9 protein-coding genes are annotated in these 15153 nt (G+C 51.9%); 5 read left to right on the forward strand and 4 right to left on the reverse strand.

Translation table 11 applies throughout. The features are described 5' to 3' along the window. Positions 1 to 131: 131 nt before the first annotated feature. The 4 genes from BD_RS11350 to ruvC all read right to left on the reverse strand — a co-directional run bounded on the left by BD_RS11350 (position 132) and on the right by ruvC (position 5701). Positions 132 to 3518 (reverse strand): Calx-beta domain-containing protein, encoded by a 3387-nt coding sequence (locus tag BD_RS11350; protein WP_011164892.1) that lies wholly within the window; start codon positions 3516 to 3518, stop codon positions 132 to 134. A 109-nt stretch (positions 3519 to 3627) separates the two neighbouring features. After that, a complete protein-coding gene (ruvB, locus tag BD_RS11355; protein ID WP_011164893.1) occupies positions 3628 to 4617 on the reverse strand; it encodes a Holliday junction branch migration DNA helicase RuvB in 990 nt (329 codons plus the stop codon). Beyond that, positions 4614 to 5204, reverse strand: a complete 591-nt coding sequence (ruvA, locus tag BD_RS11360) for a Holliday junction branch migration protein RuvA (protein WP_011164894.1) — start codon at positions 5202 to 5204, stop codon at positions 4614 to 4616. Before ruvA ends, ruvB begins: the two co-directional genes overlap by 4 nt. Continuing rightward, the gene (gene ruvC, locus BD_RS11365; RefSeq protein ID WP_226988183.1) at positions 5201 to 5701 is read right to left on the reverse strand and encodes a crossover junction endodeoxyribonuclease RuvC; all 501 of its coding nucleotides are present in this window, start codon (positions 5699 to 5701) and stop codon (positions 5201 to 5203) included. Before ruvC ends, ruvA begins: the two co-directional genes overlap by 4 nt. Positions 5702 to 5786: 85 nt before the next feature. On the opposite strand from ruvC, the gene BD_RS11370 reads away from it, so the two are divergent. The 5 genes from BD_RS11370 to BD_RS11390 all read left to right on the forward strand — a co-directional run bounded on the left by BD_RS11370 (position 5787) and on the right by BD_RS11390 (position 15149). Continuing rightward, the gene (locus tag BD_RS11370) at positions 5787 to 6614 is read left to right on the forward strand and encodes a tetratricopeptide repeat protein (protein WP_011164896.1); all 828 of its coding nucleotides are present in this window, start codon (positions 5787 to 5789) and stop codon (positions 6612 to 6614) included. Positions 6615 to 6680: 66 nt separating this feature from the next. Beyond that, the gene (gene efp / locus BD_RS11375; RefSeq protein WP_011164897.1) at positions 6681 to 7247 is read left to right on the forward strand and encodes an elongation factor P; all 567 of its coding nucleotides are present in this window, start codon (positions 6681 to 6683) and stop codon (positions 7245 to 7247) included. Between the two features lie 89 nt (positions 7248 to 7336). Then, positions 7337 to 8398, forward strand: a complete 1062-nt coding sequence (locus BD_RS11380; RefSeq protein WP_011164898.1) for a hypothetical protein — start codon at positions 7337 to 7339, stop codon at positions 8396 to 8398. Beyond that, a complete protein-coding gene (locus BD_RS11385; protein WP_011164899.1) occupies positions 8395 to 12363 on the forward strand; it encodes a translocation/assembly module TamB in 3969 nt (1322 codons plus the stop codon). The genes BD_RS11380 and BD_RS11385 overlap by 4 nt, the downstream gene beginning before the upstream one ends. Continuing rightward, positions 12360 to 15149 carry an outer membrane protein assembly factor gene (locus BD_RS11390; RefSeq protein WP_011164900.1) on the forward strand — a complete coding sequence of 930 codons (2790 nt, stop codon included), beginning with the start codon at positions 12360 to 12362 and terminating at the stop codon, positions 15147 to 15149. The genes BD_RS11385 and BD_RS11390 overlap by 4 nt, the downstream gene beginning before the upstream one ends. The last annotated feature ends 4 nt before the right edge of the window (positions 15150 to 15153 follow it).

A 15153-nucleotide genomic window follows, 5' to 3' on the forward strand; every position in this document is an offset into this window, starting at 1 on the left:
AGTCTATCAGGATGCTGGGGACCCCAACATAAAAACCTGCAACAGACTCAAAATACGACAAACGACAAAGCCGGCGTGATGCCGGCCTCGAATAGTAATCACGTTTTAAGGATATCCCTGCCCTCTGATTTCTACAGTCCCCAGACCGTGCGCGGGAATGGGAAGCGATCTGCGGTTCCAACAACACCTTTGTTATTGTCACCCATGCACTTCATTTCACCCGTTTCCAGAACGAAACAGGTGCTGTCACTGCCCGCAGAGACAGCACGAACACCTTCTGCAACCACGGTTGCGGGACCGGAAGAATAACATTTATCAACTGTCGTCCCTATCCCAAGTTGCCCCTTCGGGTTATGCCCCCAGCAAACCAAACGGCGCTCTTCACCCACGATCGCGCACATATGTGAACGCCCCACAGAGACTTTCTTAACATCCGTCAGCAATGTTGCGGGAGTGTCGCCGTTCGTCCCCAGACAAGCCAAGCCACTCCCCCAGCACTTCAAGTCCCCGTTTTTCATGACGGCACAAGAGCCCGGACTGGTTTCATGTCCCCCCATAGAGACGGAGTCAACCCCGGACAACAACGGAGTCGCTGGTATCGTTGTTCTATCAACAGTGTCACCCAATCCCAGCTGCTTTTGGGTGTTATCCCCCCAACAGAACAAATCATCATTGGTTGCGATATAACAGGCTGCCTGGTAAGACGTTTCAACATCCCGAACTCCGGACGACAAAACCAGATTTGGAAGAGTGTTGCTGCTGGCACTTCCTGGCTTGCTCTGGCCACTGTTGTTGTCACCCCAGCAATTCAGACCGCCGGTCGTCAACAGCGCACACCCACCGTCATCATTCAATGCCACCTTGCTGACATCTTTACCAATCACAATCTTCGGAGTTTTAAAACTTGTGAAGGCAGGACTGACCCCCAAACTCAAGTTTGCGGAGTTATATCCCCAGCATCTCAGCTCGCCGTAGGTTGAAACTGAACAGCTGCGCTCTCGCCCTGTGGCGATCTGTCGCTGATTGCGCGACAAGGCTTGAGTCGGAACCAAGCGAGGCAACAACGTTCGATCACCCACTTGCCCCACCGAGTTTTGCCCCCAACAAAGAACCTCGCCCGAAGACATCAAAGAACAGGCCGAATAGTAGTTTTCATGGAACACATTGCTGACTGAAACTGATTCAACGCCCGCAGGAATGACCGTCACAGGCAGTGTTTTATTCACTGGCAACGGCGAGGCCATCCAACATTGAACCGAAGAATCCAGCATCAATACACACCGTGGATCCAGACCATCCGTTGGGCCATATCTATTCGACATTCGCAGCAGGTTTTTAACTCCGCCACTGATCAATTGTACCGGTGCCGACGCTGCCACAATCGGATTGCCGCCTGGGATTCGGCCCCCAGAGCCCCACGTCCATACACTGCCGTCATTTTTCAAAGCTATGATCGACTCTTGCGATGTCATCATATCTTTATATTCGGAACTCATCTCCACCGGAACAGTTGAACCCGCCCCGCTGGTTCCAGGGGTCAACTGACCGTTACTGCCATTACCCCAACAATAGTTCTTGCGCACTGTCGGCGCACCTTCATCTTTTTGCACACAGATGTTGTCGTTGAAAAGGTCATAGGAAACAATATTGGTTGCCAACGGAGTCGCGGGCACAGTTGACGTGCTTCCTGAAGAGTACCAGGTCGATCTGTTACCCCAGCAGAAAAGATTTCTTTGCGACGGAGTTACGGAATCCAACTTAACAGCACACAAGGTGTTTCCGGTAACAGCCGCGATAAGACGCATTTCCTCCACCTGCCCTGTGACAAGCTGTGGAGCTGCCAGAGTGCGCGAAGCATTGGTCGATCCCGTACCAAATATACCGGAATAGTCATCGCCCCAACACATCAGGTCTTTATTGGTTTTTAGGTAACATAGCGCATTCGAGCTGACCGCCACTTGAGTGACTCCGGAATTCACATACTTCGTTGGCTGCAGCACTTTTCCACCGACGGATCCTGGCAGGGCACTCGCATTATCCCGCCCCCAACACCACATCTCGCCTGAAATATTCGCTGCACAGACGGTGTATCCGCCCACCTCAAAATGCGCCACATTCTGCATAACAGGTGTGGCTGAAGGCTCATTCGTGTTGACCACAGTTCCATCGCCAAGCTGGCCATAGTCGTTGGCACCGAAACATTTCAGGTCATTGTTGTCGTACAGTGCACAGGCAAAACCAACACCCTGTTTAAAGGACACAACCTTGGGTGCCACAACAGCGGAATCATCATCCCGGATCAATACCTCATGCACCGAGAGCATCCCCCCGTTTCCGAGGGAGTTTTTCGCCAGAATCAGACGAATCCGCTTTTCAGGCTCTGCCACAGCATCATCAAGAATGGTCAGCGGAATATATTTAGTCGTTTCACCAACGGCAAAGTTGACTTCTTTGGATGCCAGGTTGAAGTCCTCCGCACCAGCGTCACCCATGACCGCGATTGTAACTTTAAAGGCGATCGGAGCGGGACCACTCAGCACCACCGGAATGTTCAAAATGCCCGCATCTTCATTCACAATCTGACTGCTGGATACAAAGGATGCCGTCAAAGCCGACGTGTAAGTCAGAATCCCGGTCGTGTCTTTGACTGGCAGATCTGTCACCGCCACTTCATTGGCGGGATTAGTGACAGTGGCGCCATTCAGTTCAATGGCCGCAGGCATTTCAATACCGTCCGTATCATCATCACCGACAACAACCTCATATCGGAAAAGCAATTCCGATGGGGATACCTTAGTCACATAGTTGGCGATACGATTATTACTGCCAATGCGAATGGTGATGCGCGGATTTCCCGTCACGGTCACGGGCTGATCGTATTTTACGATGACCTCCAAACTGGTGCCATCCAGGTACACGTCAGTGTCCGGGGTGCTCAGTCTTTTCACCTCAGGGATGGTGCGGATCAATACCGGCGTACTCTGCGACAAAGACTCTGCCGCCCCTGGAGCTGGCAGCGTCAGCAGATTGGCGATTTCATCAGCGGTGCCTGTGACATCTTCTGCGGGCTCAATAGAGCCGCCGTTTAAGTTGATTGCCTGCGTGCCCGTGTAATCCAACGTCAACGCCGAATCCCCGGCCACAACAGCATACTCAAATACCAGGATGTCCGTGCCCGAACCGGAAACATAAGTTGCCAGACGTTTGGTCGCACCGGTTTCAAGCTCCAGAGTTGGCGTGCCCGTCACATTCACCGGACCACTGAAGTGAACTTGAATAGGAACAATCCCCGCTGTCGTATAGCGAGGCAAAGCCAAAGTCGAAACCGCCGACGCCCCCGTGGTGTCAGCATCGACTTTCAAAATTTTTGGGTATTGCAATGGAGCAGGACCAGGCTCAGAGGGGGCCAGAATAGATCCGACCTTGCCAAACATCTCAGCATTCAGATTTCCACAACCGGCACCGGCCAGTATCAGAAAAATCGACGAAAGAATGCGGAAAACTTTCGATAACTCCATCGACGCCCCTTTAAATCAAAGTGTTCCTTAGACTCTATCGGGTGTAACAATGAGCTTCTGAAGCTTCAATATGAGATTTTAGAACGTTTCCGCGAGATTCCGAAACTCGCTATTTGTCTGCGAGGACTGAGCTTTTCGCAAATTCCGTGATTACACGTCCACGCTGGGTTTTTTGAATGAAACCTTCCTGAATCAGGAACGGCTCATACACCTCTTCCAGGGTGTCGCGCTCTTCACTCAAGGCCGCCGCGATCGTATCGATCCCCACCGGACCACCGGCGTACTTATCCTGTATCAGGCTGAGAATACGGCGATCCATCAGGTCCAAACCGTACTGATCCACGCCCAACTGGTTCAGGGCATACACGGCGATATCCTTGGAAACAACACCGTTGCCTTTCACCTGCGCATAGTCACGCACACGCTTCAAAAGTCTGTTCGCCACCCGCGGAGTTCCGCGCGAACGACGGGCCACTTCTTCAGCGCCTTCTTCGTCGATTTCAACTTTCAGGATTTCAGCTGATCTCATCAGAATCTGGCGAAGGGCATCTTTATCATAGAACTGCAAACGCTCGACAATGCCGAAACGGTCACGGAATGGTGGATTCAAAAGACCCGCCCGCGTGGTCGCCCCCACCAAAGTGAACGGCGCCAAAGTGAACTTCATGGAGCGCGCGCCCAGGCCTTCGCCGGTCACGATGTCGATGTAATAATCTTCCATCGCCGTGTACAGATACTCTTCCACGTGACGGCTTAAACGGTGAATTTCATCGATGAACAAAACCGAGTGCGGTTTTAGCGACGTCAAAATCGCCGCCAGATCACCTTTCTTATCGATCGCCGGAGCCGAAGTCATTTTGATCTCGGCACCCATGTCGTTGGCGATGATTTTGGAAAGTGTGGTTTTACCCAAACCCGGAGGCCCGCACAGCAACACGTGATCCAGGGATTCGCCACGGTGTTTGGCCGCCGCAACGAAAACCTTCAATTTTTCCTTCACATCATCCTGACCGGGGAAGTCCTCGAATTTCTGGGGACGCAGTTCGTTTTCCCAGCTCTTTTCGCCTTCAACCGGATCGCCTTCAAGAATACGACTCATGACAAGCCTCCAGACAGGGTCTGGAAGCCTTTGCGGATGCCATCTTCAACAGCGATGTCCGCCGGCAACGAGGAAACAAACTGATCCACCAACTGGGATTTGTAGCCCAAATTCAAAAGGGCTGAAGTGATCTGAGTGTGCGCCACGGATTTGGCTTTCGCCACCACGCCACCTTCTTCGATGGACACCAGCTTGCCTTTCAGGGTCAGAATGATCTGTTCGGCGGTTTTCTTGCCCACTTTTGGCAGGCCCGACAAAGCTTTCGCATTCCCCGCTTCGATCATTTCATGAATTTGCGCCGGACGGCCGCCGGAAAGAATGCTCAGGGCCATCTTCGGACCGACACCGTTAACTTTCAACAACGACAGGAACAGATTTTTTTCCTCTTTGTCGTGGAAACCGAAAAGTTGCAAAGCGTCTTCACGCACGTGAGTGTGAATCCAGACGATGATGTCGTTCCCCAAAAGCGCCTGCAGATCCCCCAGCGTGTTGCTGGAAGCGTGGATTTCATAACCCACCCCACTGACGTCGATCAAAGCGGAGTCGTTCATCACTTCAATAATTTTACCGCGCAAATATCCAATCATAAACTCACCGCTCTTTGCATTAGGGCTTTCTTTTTCATTTCAAAGGCATGGTAACAAGCCATGGCCAGGGCGTCCGAGGCATCGATGCGGCTGATGGTTTTTAAGCTCAGCATGACTTTCAAAATGGCCTGCACGTCCTCTTTGGAGGCACCACCGTTGCCGGTGACACCTTTTTTGACGGACCGGGTGGCGTATTCCTGAACTTCAGCGCCGCCCAGGCCAGCTTCGTACATGATCACACCGCGGGCATGCCCTAGCTTGAAGGCACTGTCGGCATTTTTACCCAGAAAGATTTTTTCGATGACGACCTGTTCGGGTTTGTATTTTTCCATGACTTCTCGGAACGCAGAGCCCAGTTCGGTCATCCGGCGCGGGAAAGCGTCGTCACCGTCCATGACGATGACGCCGTGATTGATGTGCTCAATCTTTCCGTTCGCCACGCGAACAACACCGAAACCTGTAATGCGGGAACCGGGATCGACCCCAAGAATAACCAAAGACAACCACCCTGTTTTTAAACTCTCGCCCCTATTTGAAGCTGAAGCTATTGCTTAGTCAATCAATCTGCTTTAGTATCTCTCTATGCCCAAAATTGAAGCAAGCACCATCGAAAAGTACCAAAGCCTCCTCGAGAAAGATCCGAATTCTCAGGTTTTTGCTCCGCTGGCCGAGGCTTATCGTGAAATGGGAATGCTGCAAGAAGCCCGCAAAACCGTGACTGCGGGCGTTCAACGCCACCCGCAATTTGTGGGTGGACTGGTGACTTACGCCAAGGTCTTGCGCGATTTGGGAGAGCTTTCCAAAGCTCTGGAGACACTGAAAAAAGCCACCGCCTTGTCTTCCGAAAATATTCTGGCGCACCAGTTGATGGCCGAAGTTCATCTGGCGCAAAAGAATCCGAAGGATGCTTTAAAGTCCTTTAAAATGGTTTTATTCCTGAATCCAAATTCCAAAAGTGCCCAAAAAGCGGTGCAAAAACTGGAATCCCTGACAGCGGACGAATACGACGAAGACGTCTTTGCCATGACGAAACTGCCGGAAGTGAATCTGGAAAGTTCAGCCACCCCGACGGGGCGCGAACCTGATTTTGGCATTGAAGAAGTGGTCATCCGCCCCACTCCGGTCACCACCAACAAGGCGCTGGAACGCATGCTGTCCCTGATTGATGCCTTCATTGTGCGCAACGATCTGGAAAAAGCCCATGCCTTACTGAAGGACACCCGCTTGGAATTCGGCGACCATCCCGAGATCCAAAGACGCATGAAAACCCTTCAGGTCCGCTATAACGACACTGATGAGGCCATCCCCCTAAAACCCATCCAACCCCGTGAGCAGTTGATCCGTGAACGGAAGCTGGAAGTCCTCGAGATGATGCTTCGCAAAATAGAAGACTACCGCGCCCAAGGTTGACCTCTGACGCCCGTTTAGGACATTATAGCCCTTCCTTGATTTATCTTATTTAGGAAGGATTTTACAATGTACGAAACGTCAGACTTTAGAAAAGGTCTTAAAATCATGCTTGAGGGCAAGCCTTACGTGATCGTGGATTTCCAACACGTTAAACCAGGTAAAGGCAATCAGTTCACCCGCACCAAGCTAAGAAACATGCTGACGGGTCAGAACCTTGAATCCACTTTCAAATCCGGTGAAAAATTCGAAGTTCCAAACGTAGAAAACAAAGAGATGTCTTTCTTGTACAAAGACGACACTGGCTACAACTTCATGTCTCAGGAAACATTCGAACAAATCGCCATGTCTGAAGAAGATCTGGGCGAAGCAAAATACTACCTGACTGAAAACCTGAAAGTTGTGATCTTGTTCTACAACGAAAAAGCCGTTGCTTGTGACGTGCCAAAAGCTGTGAACCTGACTGTGGCGCAGACAGACCCAGGCATCAAAGGTGACCGTGTGACTGGCGCGACCAAACCAGCGACGATGGAAACCGGCCTGACAGTAGGTGTTCCTTTGCACATCAATGAAGGCGATGTTCTTCGTATTGACACCTCCACAGGTGAGTACGTAGAGCGCGTCAGCCAAAAGTAACTAACGCCTCGTATTAAGTCTCCGCAACCACTGAATTTTATCGCAAAATAATGAGATAAAGTTTCAGATGAACTGCGGAGGCTTTTTTCTTGTCCACATATATTGAGTTAGAAATCCAGAATTTACTCAATCAAGGCTCAGATCAAAATATCGATCTGGCTGAAGTGGCAACTCGTCTTGTCTCCAGCATCGAATCCTCCCCGGATCATTTTACTCTTGATAACATCACCGCCCTTTCACGTTTTCTGATTCAATCCGGAAATGAACTGGTGCTGGTTGAGTTTGTTTTGCGCCATCTTGAAAATGAATCCTTCCCGATTCCCTGGCCGTACTTTCTGGAAGCGCTGAGCGCCTTTAGCGAAGAGCTGGATGAAAAATCCGTGCGTGCCCTGATTGACGGTATCGAAGAAGACGGCGCCCAGGAAGAAGCGTCCCGTTCCCTGGCTTTGCGCCAGACGATTCAATCTTTGGGCGAGTGGCGCAGCAACCGCAAATACAAAATTCACAAAGACTATCTGAACAACAAACGTCTGTTGCTGGATCAGTTGATTACATTGCGCACGCAGCAGTTGTATGAACAGGAAAAATCCCTGCTGGCTCGTCTGCAGAAACTTTATCCGGGCGACAGCGACATTCGCCGCGAAGTGAACGAACACAAGCAGCGTTATGCGCTGGAAATTCTTTCCCGCCGCACACCACGCTCGCGCGGAGTGAAGACAGAAGATTTCTCTCCGAAAGATCCGGAAACAGAACAGGCTCTGCAGGTGCTGATGCAAAGTATGCATGAGCACGCAGAAACTGATCCGTCCATGGCTTTTGATTTCGCCATTGCCGCTTATATGCTGGAAAGTTATGAAGACGCGCTGTCTTTGCTGTCCTTCAGCGATGAATCGGAGACTTTGATCTGGTTCCGTCTGGAAGTGCTGCTGAAGTGCCGCCGCTTCGTGGAACTGCTGACAGATCTGGCGAAAGTGGAAGTCGTCTTTGCCCATGAACCGGAAACTTTCTTTGCCACGGCTTATCTGCGCGCCCAGGCGCTGTGGGGGCTGGGCCAAAAACACACTGCCATTGAAGTGATGGAAGGATTGCTGGCAGCGCGCCCGCATTACCGTGCGGCCAGTGCCCTGCTCAGCATCTGGGGTGGCCAGTGAGAAGGGCTTTTTGGATTTTACTGACGCCACTGGCGTGTTTTCTGGTTTTATGGGCGGTAGGGTCCACCTATATCGCACCAAAACTGGAAACCTGGGCGCTGAACAAAATCCAAAGTTATTCCGATGAGAATCTTCCCGTCAGCATTCGCGCCAAAAAGTTGTCACTACGATTCTTGCGCCCGTCCGCGGCGATAGAAGGAATTGAAATCCGCGGCAAAGGTGAATTGGCTGATTCCCTGCCGTTGATTGAAATTGGCAGCGTGCGTGCCTTTGTCGATGTGTTTCATCTGATGGGGGGCCGACTGACCCTATCTGCGGTGGTGGCGGAATCCCCGCGCGCGCAAATCAATATCGATCCTTTCCTGAAAGATGACTCTCCGGCCAAAGAACTTCCCATGGATGAAATCTTTGCCATCCTGGAAAAGCTGCCGCTGCAACGGGTGTTTTTGCAGAACATCCTGCTGAATGTTTCTTCAAAACAATTGAAACTGAATGTGGATGTTGAAAGCGGTGATCTGCTTTTGACCAATATGGGGAAAAACCTGACGGCCAAAGCCAACATCCCGTCCCTGCAGGTCAAGCTTGGCGGCATCGGTGATTTTGCGGGATCTTTGGACACGCACCTTTACCTGACCCGCCAGTCCCTGAAGATCATCCAACTGGGTGTGCGCCTGGGGGAATCCGAAATTCTGACCCGCGGGGAACTGACTCATTTTTCCAAAATCGCGATCAAACCTTCCGGTGTTCTGGATCTGAGTGCCAAGGTCAATCTAACGGACATCTACAACGAAGTGAAACGCCTGCGCCCGGACATCAAGCTGCCGGTGATCAACGGCGAGCTGGTCACCGAAATGGATGCCCGCTTCAACGGTCTGGAGGATGTCAAAGCTTCGGCCGACATCAACACCCGCTCAGTGACATTGGGAAAACTGGAACTGGGTGATGCGCGCGTTCAGGGTGAATACCAAAATGGCGTGATCAGTCTTTCTGAAATGCAGGTGAATCATCCGGCCGGCGAAGCGACTTTGACCAAGTCCCAACTGGAGCTGGACGGCAATTACGGCTTCAAGTCCCTGATCACTGTTCATAGCCTGGATCTGTACAAGCTTTTCCAAAGCCTGGATCTGGCGAACATCCCTGTGGGCATCGGGCTTGAAGGTGAACTGCCGTGCGAGGGTCGCATCCGCCCGACGTTCCAGGTGACTTGCACCAATGCTTCTATTTCCGGCAAAGACCTGTGGGTGAAAACCGACCTAAAGCCCAACACAAAACCTTTGGTGAATATCGACAGCATGAAAGCCAAAGGTCAGTTCCAGGTCACCACCCAGAGTGTAACCTATGCTGCTCTTCTGAACGTCGGCAGCAGTCAGGGCACCACCGACGGTGTGATCGATTTTAACAAGGGCTTTAAAATCAATTTCAAAACCGACAAACTGGATCTTAAGAACATCCGCAATCTGGCCAACTTGAAGATGATCGGTGCCGCCAGCATTTCAGGATCCACTTCGGGGGATTCCAATGCGGCGATCTTTGACATGAAATTGAATGCGCGCAATTTTATTTTTGAAGACTTTGCCCTGGGAAATCTGATTGCTGATCTGAAGTACCGCAAGGGACATCTGATCTTTGAGGACATTGCCGGCGCCATCAACAAGACCCAGTATCTGGGTGATCTGAATGTGAATCTGAACAACGAAACCCTGAGCGGTGACTTCAGTGTTCCAACTGCCGATATCGCCGATGTGGCGCAGGTCTTTGAGCCGATTTACAAACTGCCCATTCAGGTTCAGGGTGTGGGCGCCGCCAAAGCCCATGTGGAAGGCCCTCTGAATTTCTGGAAGCTCAATTACAAGATTGAATCCGCCTTTAAGAAAGTTTTCATCGGCCTTGAAAGCTTTGACTCGCTTCAATTTAATGCTTCCGCCAACCAGGGAAACATCAAGGCTGACAAGGTTGTTCTGCAAAGAGCCAATTCCACCGTCACCCTGCAGGGGGGCATCTCCTCTGACAAGATCATGAATCTGTATGCAGATGGAAAAAACTGGCGTCTGGAGGAATCCGACATCATCAGCAAGATCAATTCCAACATCACCGGGAACCTGAACTTTGCCGCTGAACTTAAAGAATCCGTGACGCAGCCACAGATTCTTTTAAAAGGCGCCATCACCGACACCCTGTTCGAGGATCAGGAAATTCCCAACTCCAACCTGATTCTGAAAATCAGCCGTCAAAGTGTTGCCGGCCAGATGACCCTGTTCGGGAACAAGGTCAAGGCCGACTTCCAGGTGCCTATTGCCAGCAGCCGCACGCCGCTGGTGATGAAGGTCACCACCAACAACTGGAACTATTCCACTTTGCTGGGCCTGATTGGCGGTGCGAACCTGGCCAACGAATATGACTCGGCACTGACTTCCACCGTGGACCTGAGATCCGACAGCGGCGAGCTGTTTAAAGCCACAGGCAAAGTGCACATCGACGCTTTCACCTTGAAACGCGGCCCTTTGAGCTTTGCCAACAACGGCCCTATCGACATCACCATGGATCACGGTGTGGCCAGCATCCGCAATTTCACCCTGCAAGGCCCGAACAACCTGATCCAGATTCTCGGCACCAACTTTACTGCCGAGAATCTGAACGTGGGTGTGACCGCCAATGCCGACCTTCGCCTGCTGCAGATCTTCACGCCTTTCCTGGAAGACATGGGGGGACCGATCCATGTTTCCACGAATGTATCGGGCTCTGTCATGAAGCCTGAGATTCTTGGTAACGCCAATGCCAAAGACACTTTTGTGAAAATCAAAGGCTTCCCGCATCCGCTGGAAAAAGTGTCTGCTGAAGTCGTGTTCTCGCAAAGTCGCATCCTGATTAATTCCATCAACGGGCAGATTGCCGGCGGAACTTTGACTGGTGACGGTGGCATTCAGATCAACGGCATCAAAGACATCCCGACCACCATCCGTGCGCGTTTGGAGGGTGTGACCTTCAATGTGCCGGACAAGGTTCGCAGCAGTGGCAGTGCCGACTTGCTGTTCTCGGGCCGCTGGTTCCCGTTCACTCTTTCCGGGACCTATCATGTGACCAGCGCCATGGTTGAAAAAGAATTCACCGAAGATGGTGGCGGTGTCACCGGCGTTCGCCAAAGCCTGTACCTGCCAAAACTTCTGCGCGAGGGTCAGTTTGAGGCCATCTTGCTGGATCTGCAGATTCTGCTTAGCCGCAATATCGTGATCAAAAATTCCCTTATTGATGGCTCAGTCACGGGTCAACTGCAGGTCAAAGGCCCGCCAACCAATCCGGTACTGCTGGGTAAAATCAGCATGGAAAGACGTTCCAAGATCATCTTTAAAGACAAAGTTTTTGATGTTCAAAGTGGCGTGATTGATTTCAATGATCCGGATGAAATCAATCCCAACCTGTACATTTCAGCCGCGTCCCGCATCAATGAATACGACATCACCCTGCTGGCGCAGGGACCGTCCAAAAGCCCGACCATCCTTTTGAACAGCGTCCCGCCGCTTTCAGAGCAGGACATTATTTCCCTGATTGCTTTGGGTGTTACGTCGTCGGCGATGGATCAGAACCTGCAATCCCGCCAGCAGGCAGAACAGCTGGGCGTGGAAATCGGCGGCGCGGTTTTGGCAAAACCAATCAACAAACAGCTTGAAAGCACCCTGGGCCTGAACCTGGCAGTGACGTCCCAGTACGATTCCACCCGCAACATCTCGGTTCCGAAGATCACCCTGAGCCGTCGCCTTTCAGAAAAAATGAAAGTGTCTGGCAGCCGTCCGGTGGGTGACACCCAGTCTTACGACATCAAACTGGAATACATCCTGAACAGCAACTTCACTGCCATCGGATCTTTCGAAACCCGTGGCACCGAGGAAAACACCAACGTGCAGTCCACGCAGCAGGAATCCCAAAGCATCTTTGGCCTGGATCTGGAATTCAAAAGGGAGTTTAAATGATCCGCACACCCCTTTTGAAACCAGCCTTGATTCTGGCCCTGTCTCTGGGACTTCCCGCCTGGGCGGTGAAGAAGAATCTGAATTACTCCCCCCTGCCACAGGAACTGCAGCAGGATCTGGAAAAAAGATTCCCCGACGCCAAAAAAGAACGCCTGAGTCAGGATCAGGTCGACGAAATTCTGCGCTTTATGCAGCAAAAGCCTCAACTGCAGCGCCTGCGCGTCTTTGATGACGGCAACGGCAGTCCGTGGCGCATGGACTTCCAGCTGACCCGTCGTATTTCCCAAGTTCAGTGGGAGGGCAATAAGACCATTTCGACTTCCGAAGCTGCCAGCCTGTTTGGCGTGAAGGCCGACGACGTCTTTGACCAGCAGACCCTGATTGAAGGCGGGGAAAAACTGCGCCAGGCCTATCGTGACATTGGTTTTTACAACGCCGTGATCGATATCGAAATGCCGCCGGAAAGTCCTGAGTCCGTTTCAATTCTGGTGCGCGTGAATGAAAACAAAAGAACCCGCGTTCACAATATCGTGCTGCAAAGCCCGAATGAGGATCTGAACAAACGCCTGATGAAAGAAATCGACGGCGCCCTGAATGATCCCTACACGGACTCAACTCTGTCCAAAATCCAGAAGGACGCCCGTGAATACCTGTCCCAGAACCGCTATATCCGCGCGGATCTGGTGGGGCCGACGGCGGATTTCAATGCCGACGAATCCCAGGTGACCTTGACCTATCGACTGGAAAAGACTGAAAAGTACAACTTTGACTATCAGGGGGTGCGTTTCTTAGCGATCCGCGGAATCGAAAACGCCCTGGATCTGGACAACTATTATTCCGCCAGCCCGTCGGTCAGCGCCGAGTTGGCCGCCAAGATTCGCAGCTATTATCTTTCCAAGGGTTACGCCCGCGCCGAAGTCAAAGCGGATGAATCCGAACTGCGTAATTTCCAGCGCAAGGTGACCTTCCACATCGATGAAGGCCCGCAAGTGAAGGTGCAAAAATACAACCTCACGGGCCGCTATAGCAAAAAAGACAGCTACTATATCAACTTTATCGAAGAGCACAGCTCGGCCATCGTTGACAGCGGCTATTACAACAAGGACGACATTGACGCCGGCCTAAAGAATCTGATTCTGGAACTGCAAAACAACGGTTACCTGCAAGCCAAGATTCTTTCCACCCGCACGCAGTACAACAAGGAACGTGACGCCGTCACGATTTACATCAATCTGGATGAAGGCCCCCTGACCGTAGTGGAGTCCGTCACCTTTACCGGCAATCAGGCCTTCACACCGGAAGAGCTTTTGAAGGTCACTCGCCTGCGCCCGGGGCCTCTGAAGCTGGGACAAATCGAAGAGGCCGTGGCCCGTCTGAAAAACCATTACCGCGAGCAGGGCTATATTGAAATGCTGCTGTTGAATGAGCGCGCGGATCTGGTGACCTATGATGAAACCAACACCAAAGCCACCCTGAATTTCAAAATCTTTGAAGGCCCGCAGGTGCGCGTGGCCTCTATCATTCTGGAAGGCAACACCTTTACTACCGACTATGTGATCCACAAAGAACTTGAGTTCGACAAGGGTGATCTGCTGACGCCTTCAAATCTGGAGGAATCCGTCGCACGTCTTCAAAGAACCGGCTTCTTTGGCTCAGTTGAAATCCGCACGCTCGAGGAAAAAACCAACGTCGCCAACCGCACGGTGCTGGTGAAAGTCACCGAACGGGATCCCGGGGTCTTCAATTTTGGCGTGGGCGCAACCAATGAAAGAACCCTGACATTGCGCGGATACACCGGGATTGCCTATCGCAACCTGTGGGGCACGGGCCGCGGGATTTCCCTGCGCCTGGAAGGAAACTACAACGTCGCTGACATCAAATACCTGGAAAGTCGCGTGGTCCTTGGCTATCTGGAGCCTTATATTTTCAATTCCCGCGTGCGTGGCCGTATCAACGTCACCCGCTCCAGCACCGTGACCGATTACGACATCAAGCAGGTGTCGGATGTGCGCTCGACCACCTACTCTCTGGAAAAAGATTTCACGTCGCGCATCCTGGGAATCTGGGATCTGTGGTCCTTGGCAACCATCCGCGACTTCGGTTTGGATGACTCTTATCCATACGATACGCTGGAGCAAAACATCGCCACCACCGGCCCGCAACTGGATCTGGATTTCCGCGACAATCCGTTCAATCCGACCCGCGGCACTTTCACTCGCTGGAATGCTGAGTTCTCCACTCCGGAAATCGGCAGCAGTCCAACAATCGAATACTGGCGTTCCACTTTGAGTTTCACCCACTATTGGACCGTGGGAAGCCTGTCCAAACAACCTGTCGTTTGGGCCAATCAGGTGCGCGGTGGATATTTGAAAAATCTGAGCAAAGACGGTGGTGTACCCTGGGATAAAAAGGGCTTCACGCTGGGCGGTCAATCCACCGTGCGTGGTTATGAAGCCGGAACCCAGGAGGTCTTCCCCAACCGTCAGGATCTGGGCTTGAGCGACACCGATCCGACGTACTATCTGACCACGGATTCAACCATGTATCTGATTAAATCAGAGCTGCGCTTCCCGGTTTGGGAAAGTCTGGGTGGAGCTTTGTTCTATGATGGGGGTTCCGTGAAGATCCATGATCTGCACTTTACGGATCCGTATCGTGATTCAACCGGATTTGGCATTCGCTACAATACCCCCGTGGGGCCATTAAGTCTTGAATGGGCTTGGAAGCTGGATGCACGCCCTGGTGAAGAACCATGGCGCTTCCATCTGTCGATCGGTACGTTCTAAAGAC

Source organism: Bdellovibrio bacteriovorus HD100 (assembly GCF_000196175.1).
In the GTDB taxonomy this organism is placed as follows: domain Bacteria; phylum Bdellovibrionota; class Bdellovibrionia; order Bdellovibrionales; family Bdellovibrionaceae; genus Bdellovibrio; species Bdellovibrio bacteriovorus.

Excerpts from the sequence above, each read along its gene's own strand:
- BD_RS11370 (WP_011164896.1), top strand. The coding sequence starts at position 5,787 with ATGCCCAAAATTGAAGCAAGCACCATCGAAAAGTACCAAAGCCTCCTC.
- efp (WP_011164897.1), top strand. The coding sequence starts at position 6,681 with ATGTACGAAACGTCAGACTTTAGAAAAGGTCTTAAAATCATGCTTGAG.
- BD_RS11390 (WP_011164900.1), top strand. The coding sequence starts at position 12,360 with ATGATCCGCACACCCCTTTTGAAACCAGCCTTGATTCTGGCCCTGTCT.
- ruvA (WP_011164894.1), bottom strand. The coding sequence starts at position 5,204 with ATGATTGGATATTTGCGCGGTAAAATTATTGAAGTGATGAACGACTCC.
- ruvB (WP_011164893.1), bottom strand. The coding sequence starts at position 4,617 with ATGAGTCGTATTCTTGAAGGCGATCCGGTTGAAGGCGAAAAGAGCTGG.
- BD_RS11350 (WP_011164892.1), bottom strand. The coding sequence starts at position 3,518 with ATGGAGTTATCGAAAGTTTTCCGCATTCTTTCGTCGATTTTTCTGATA.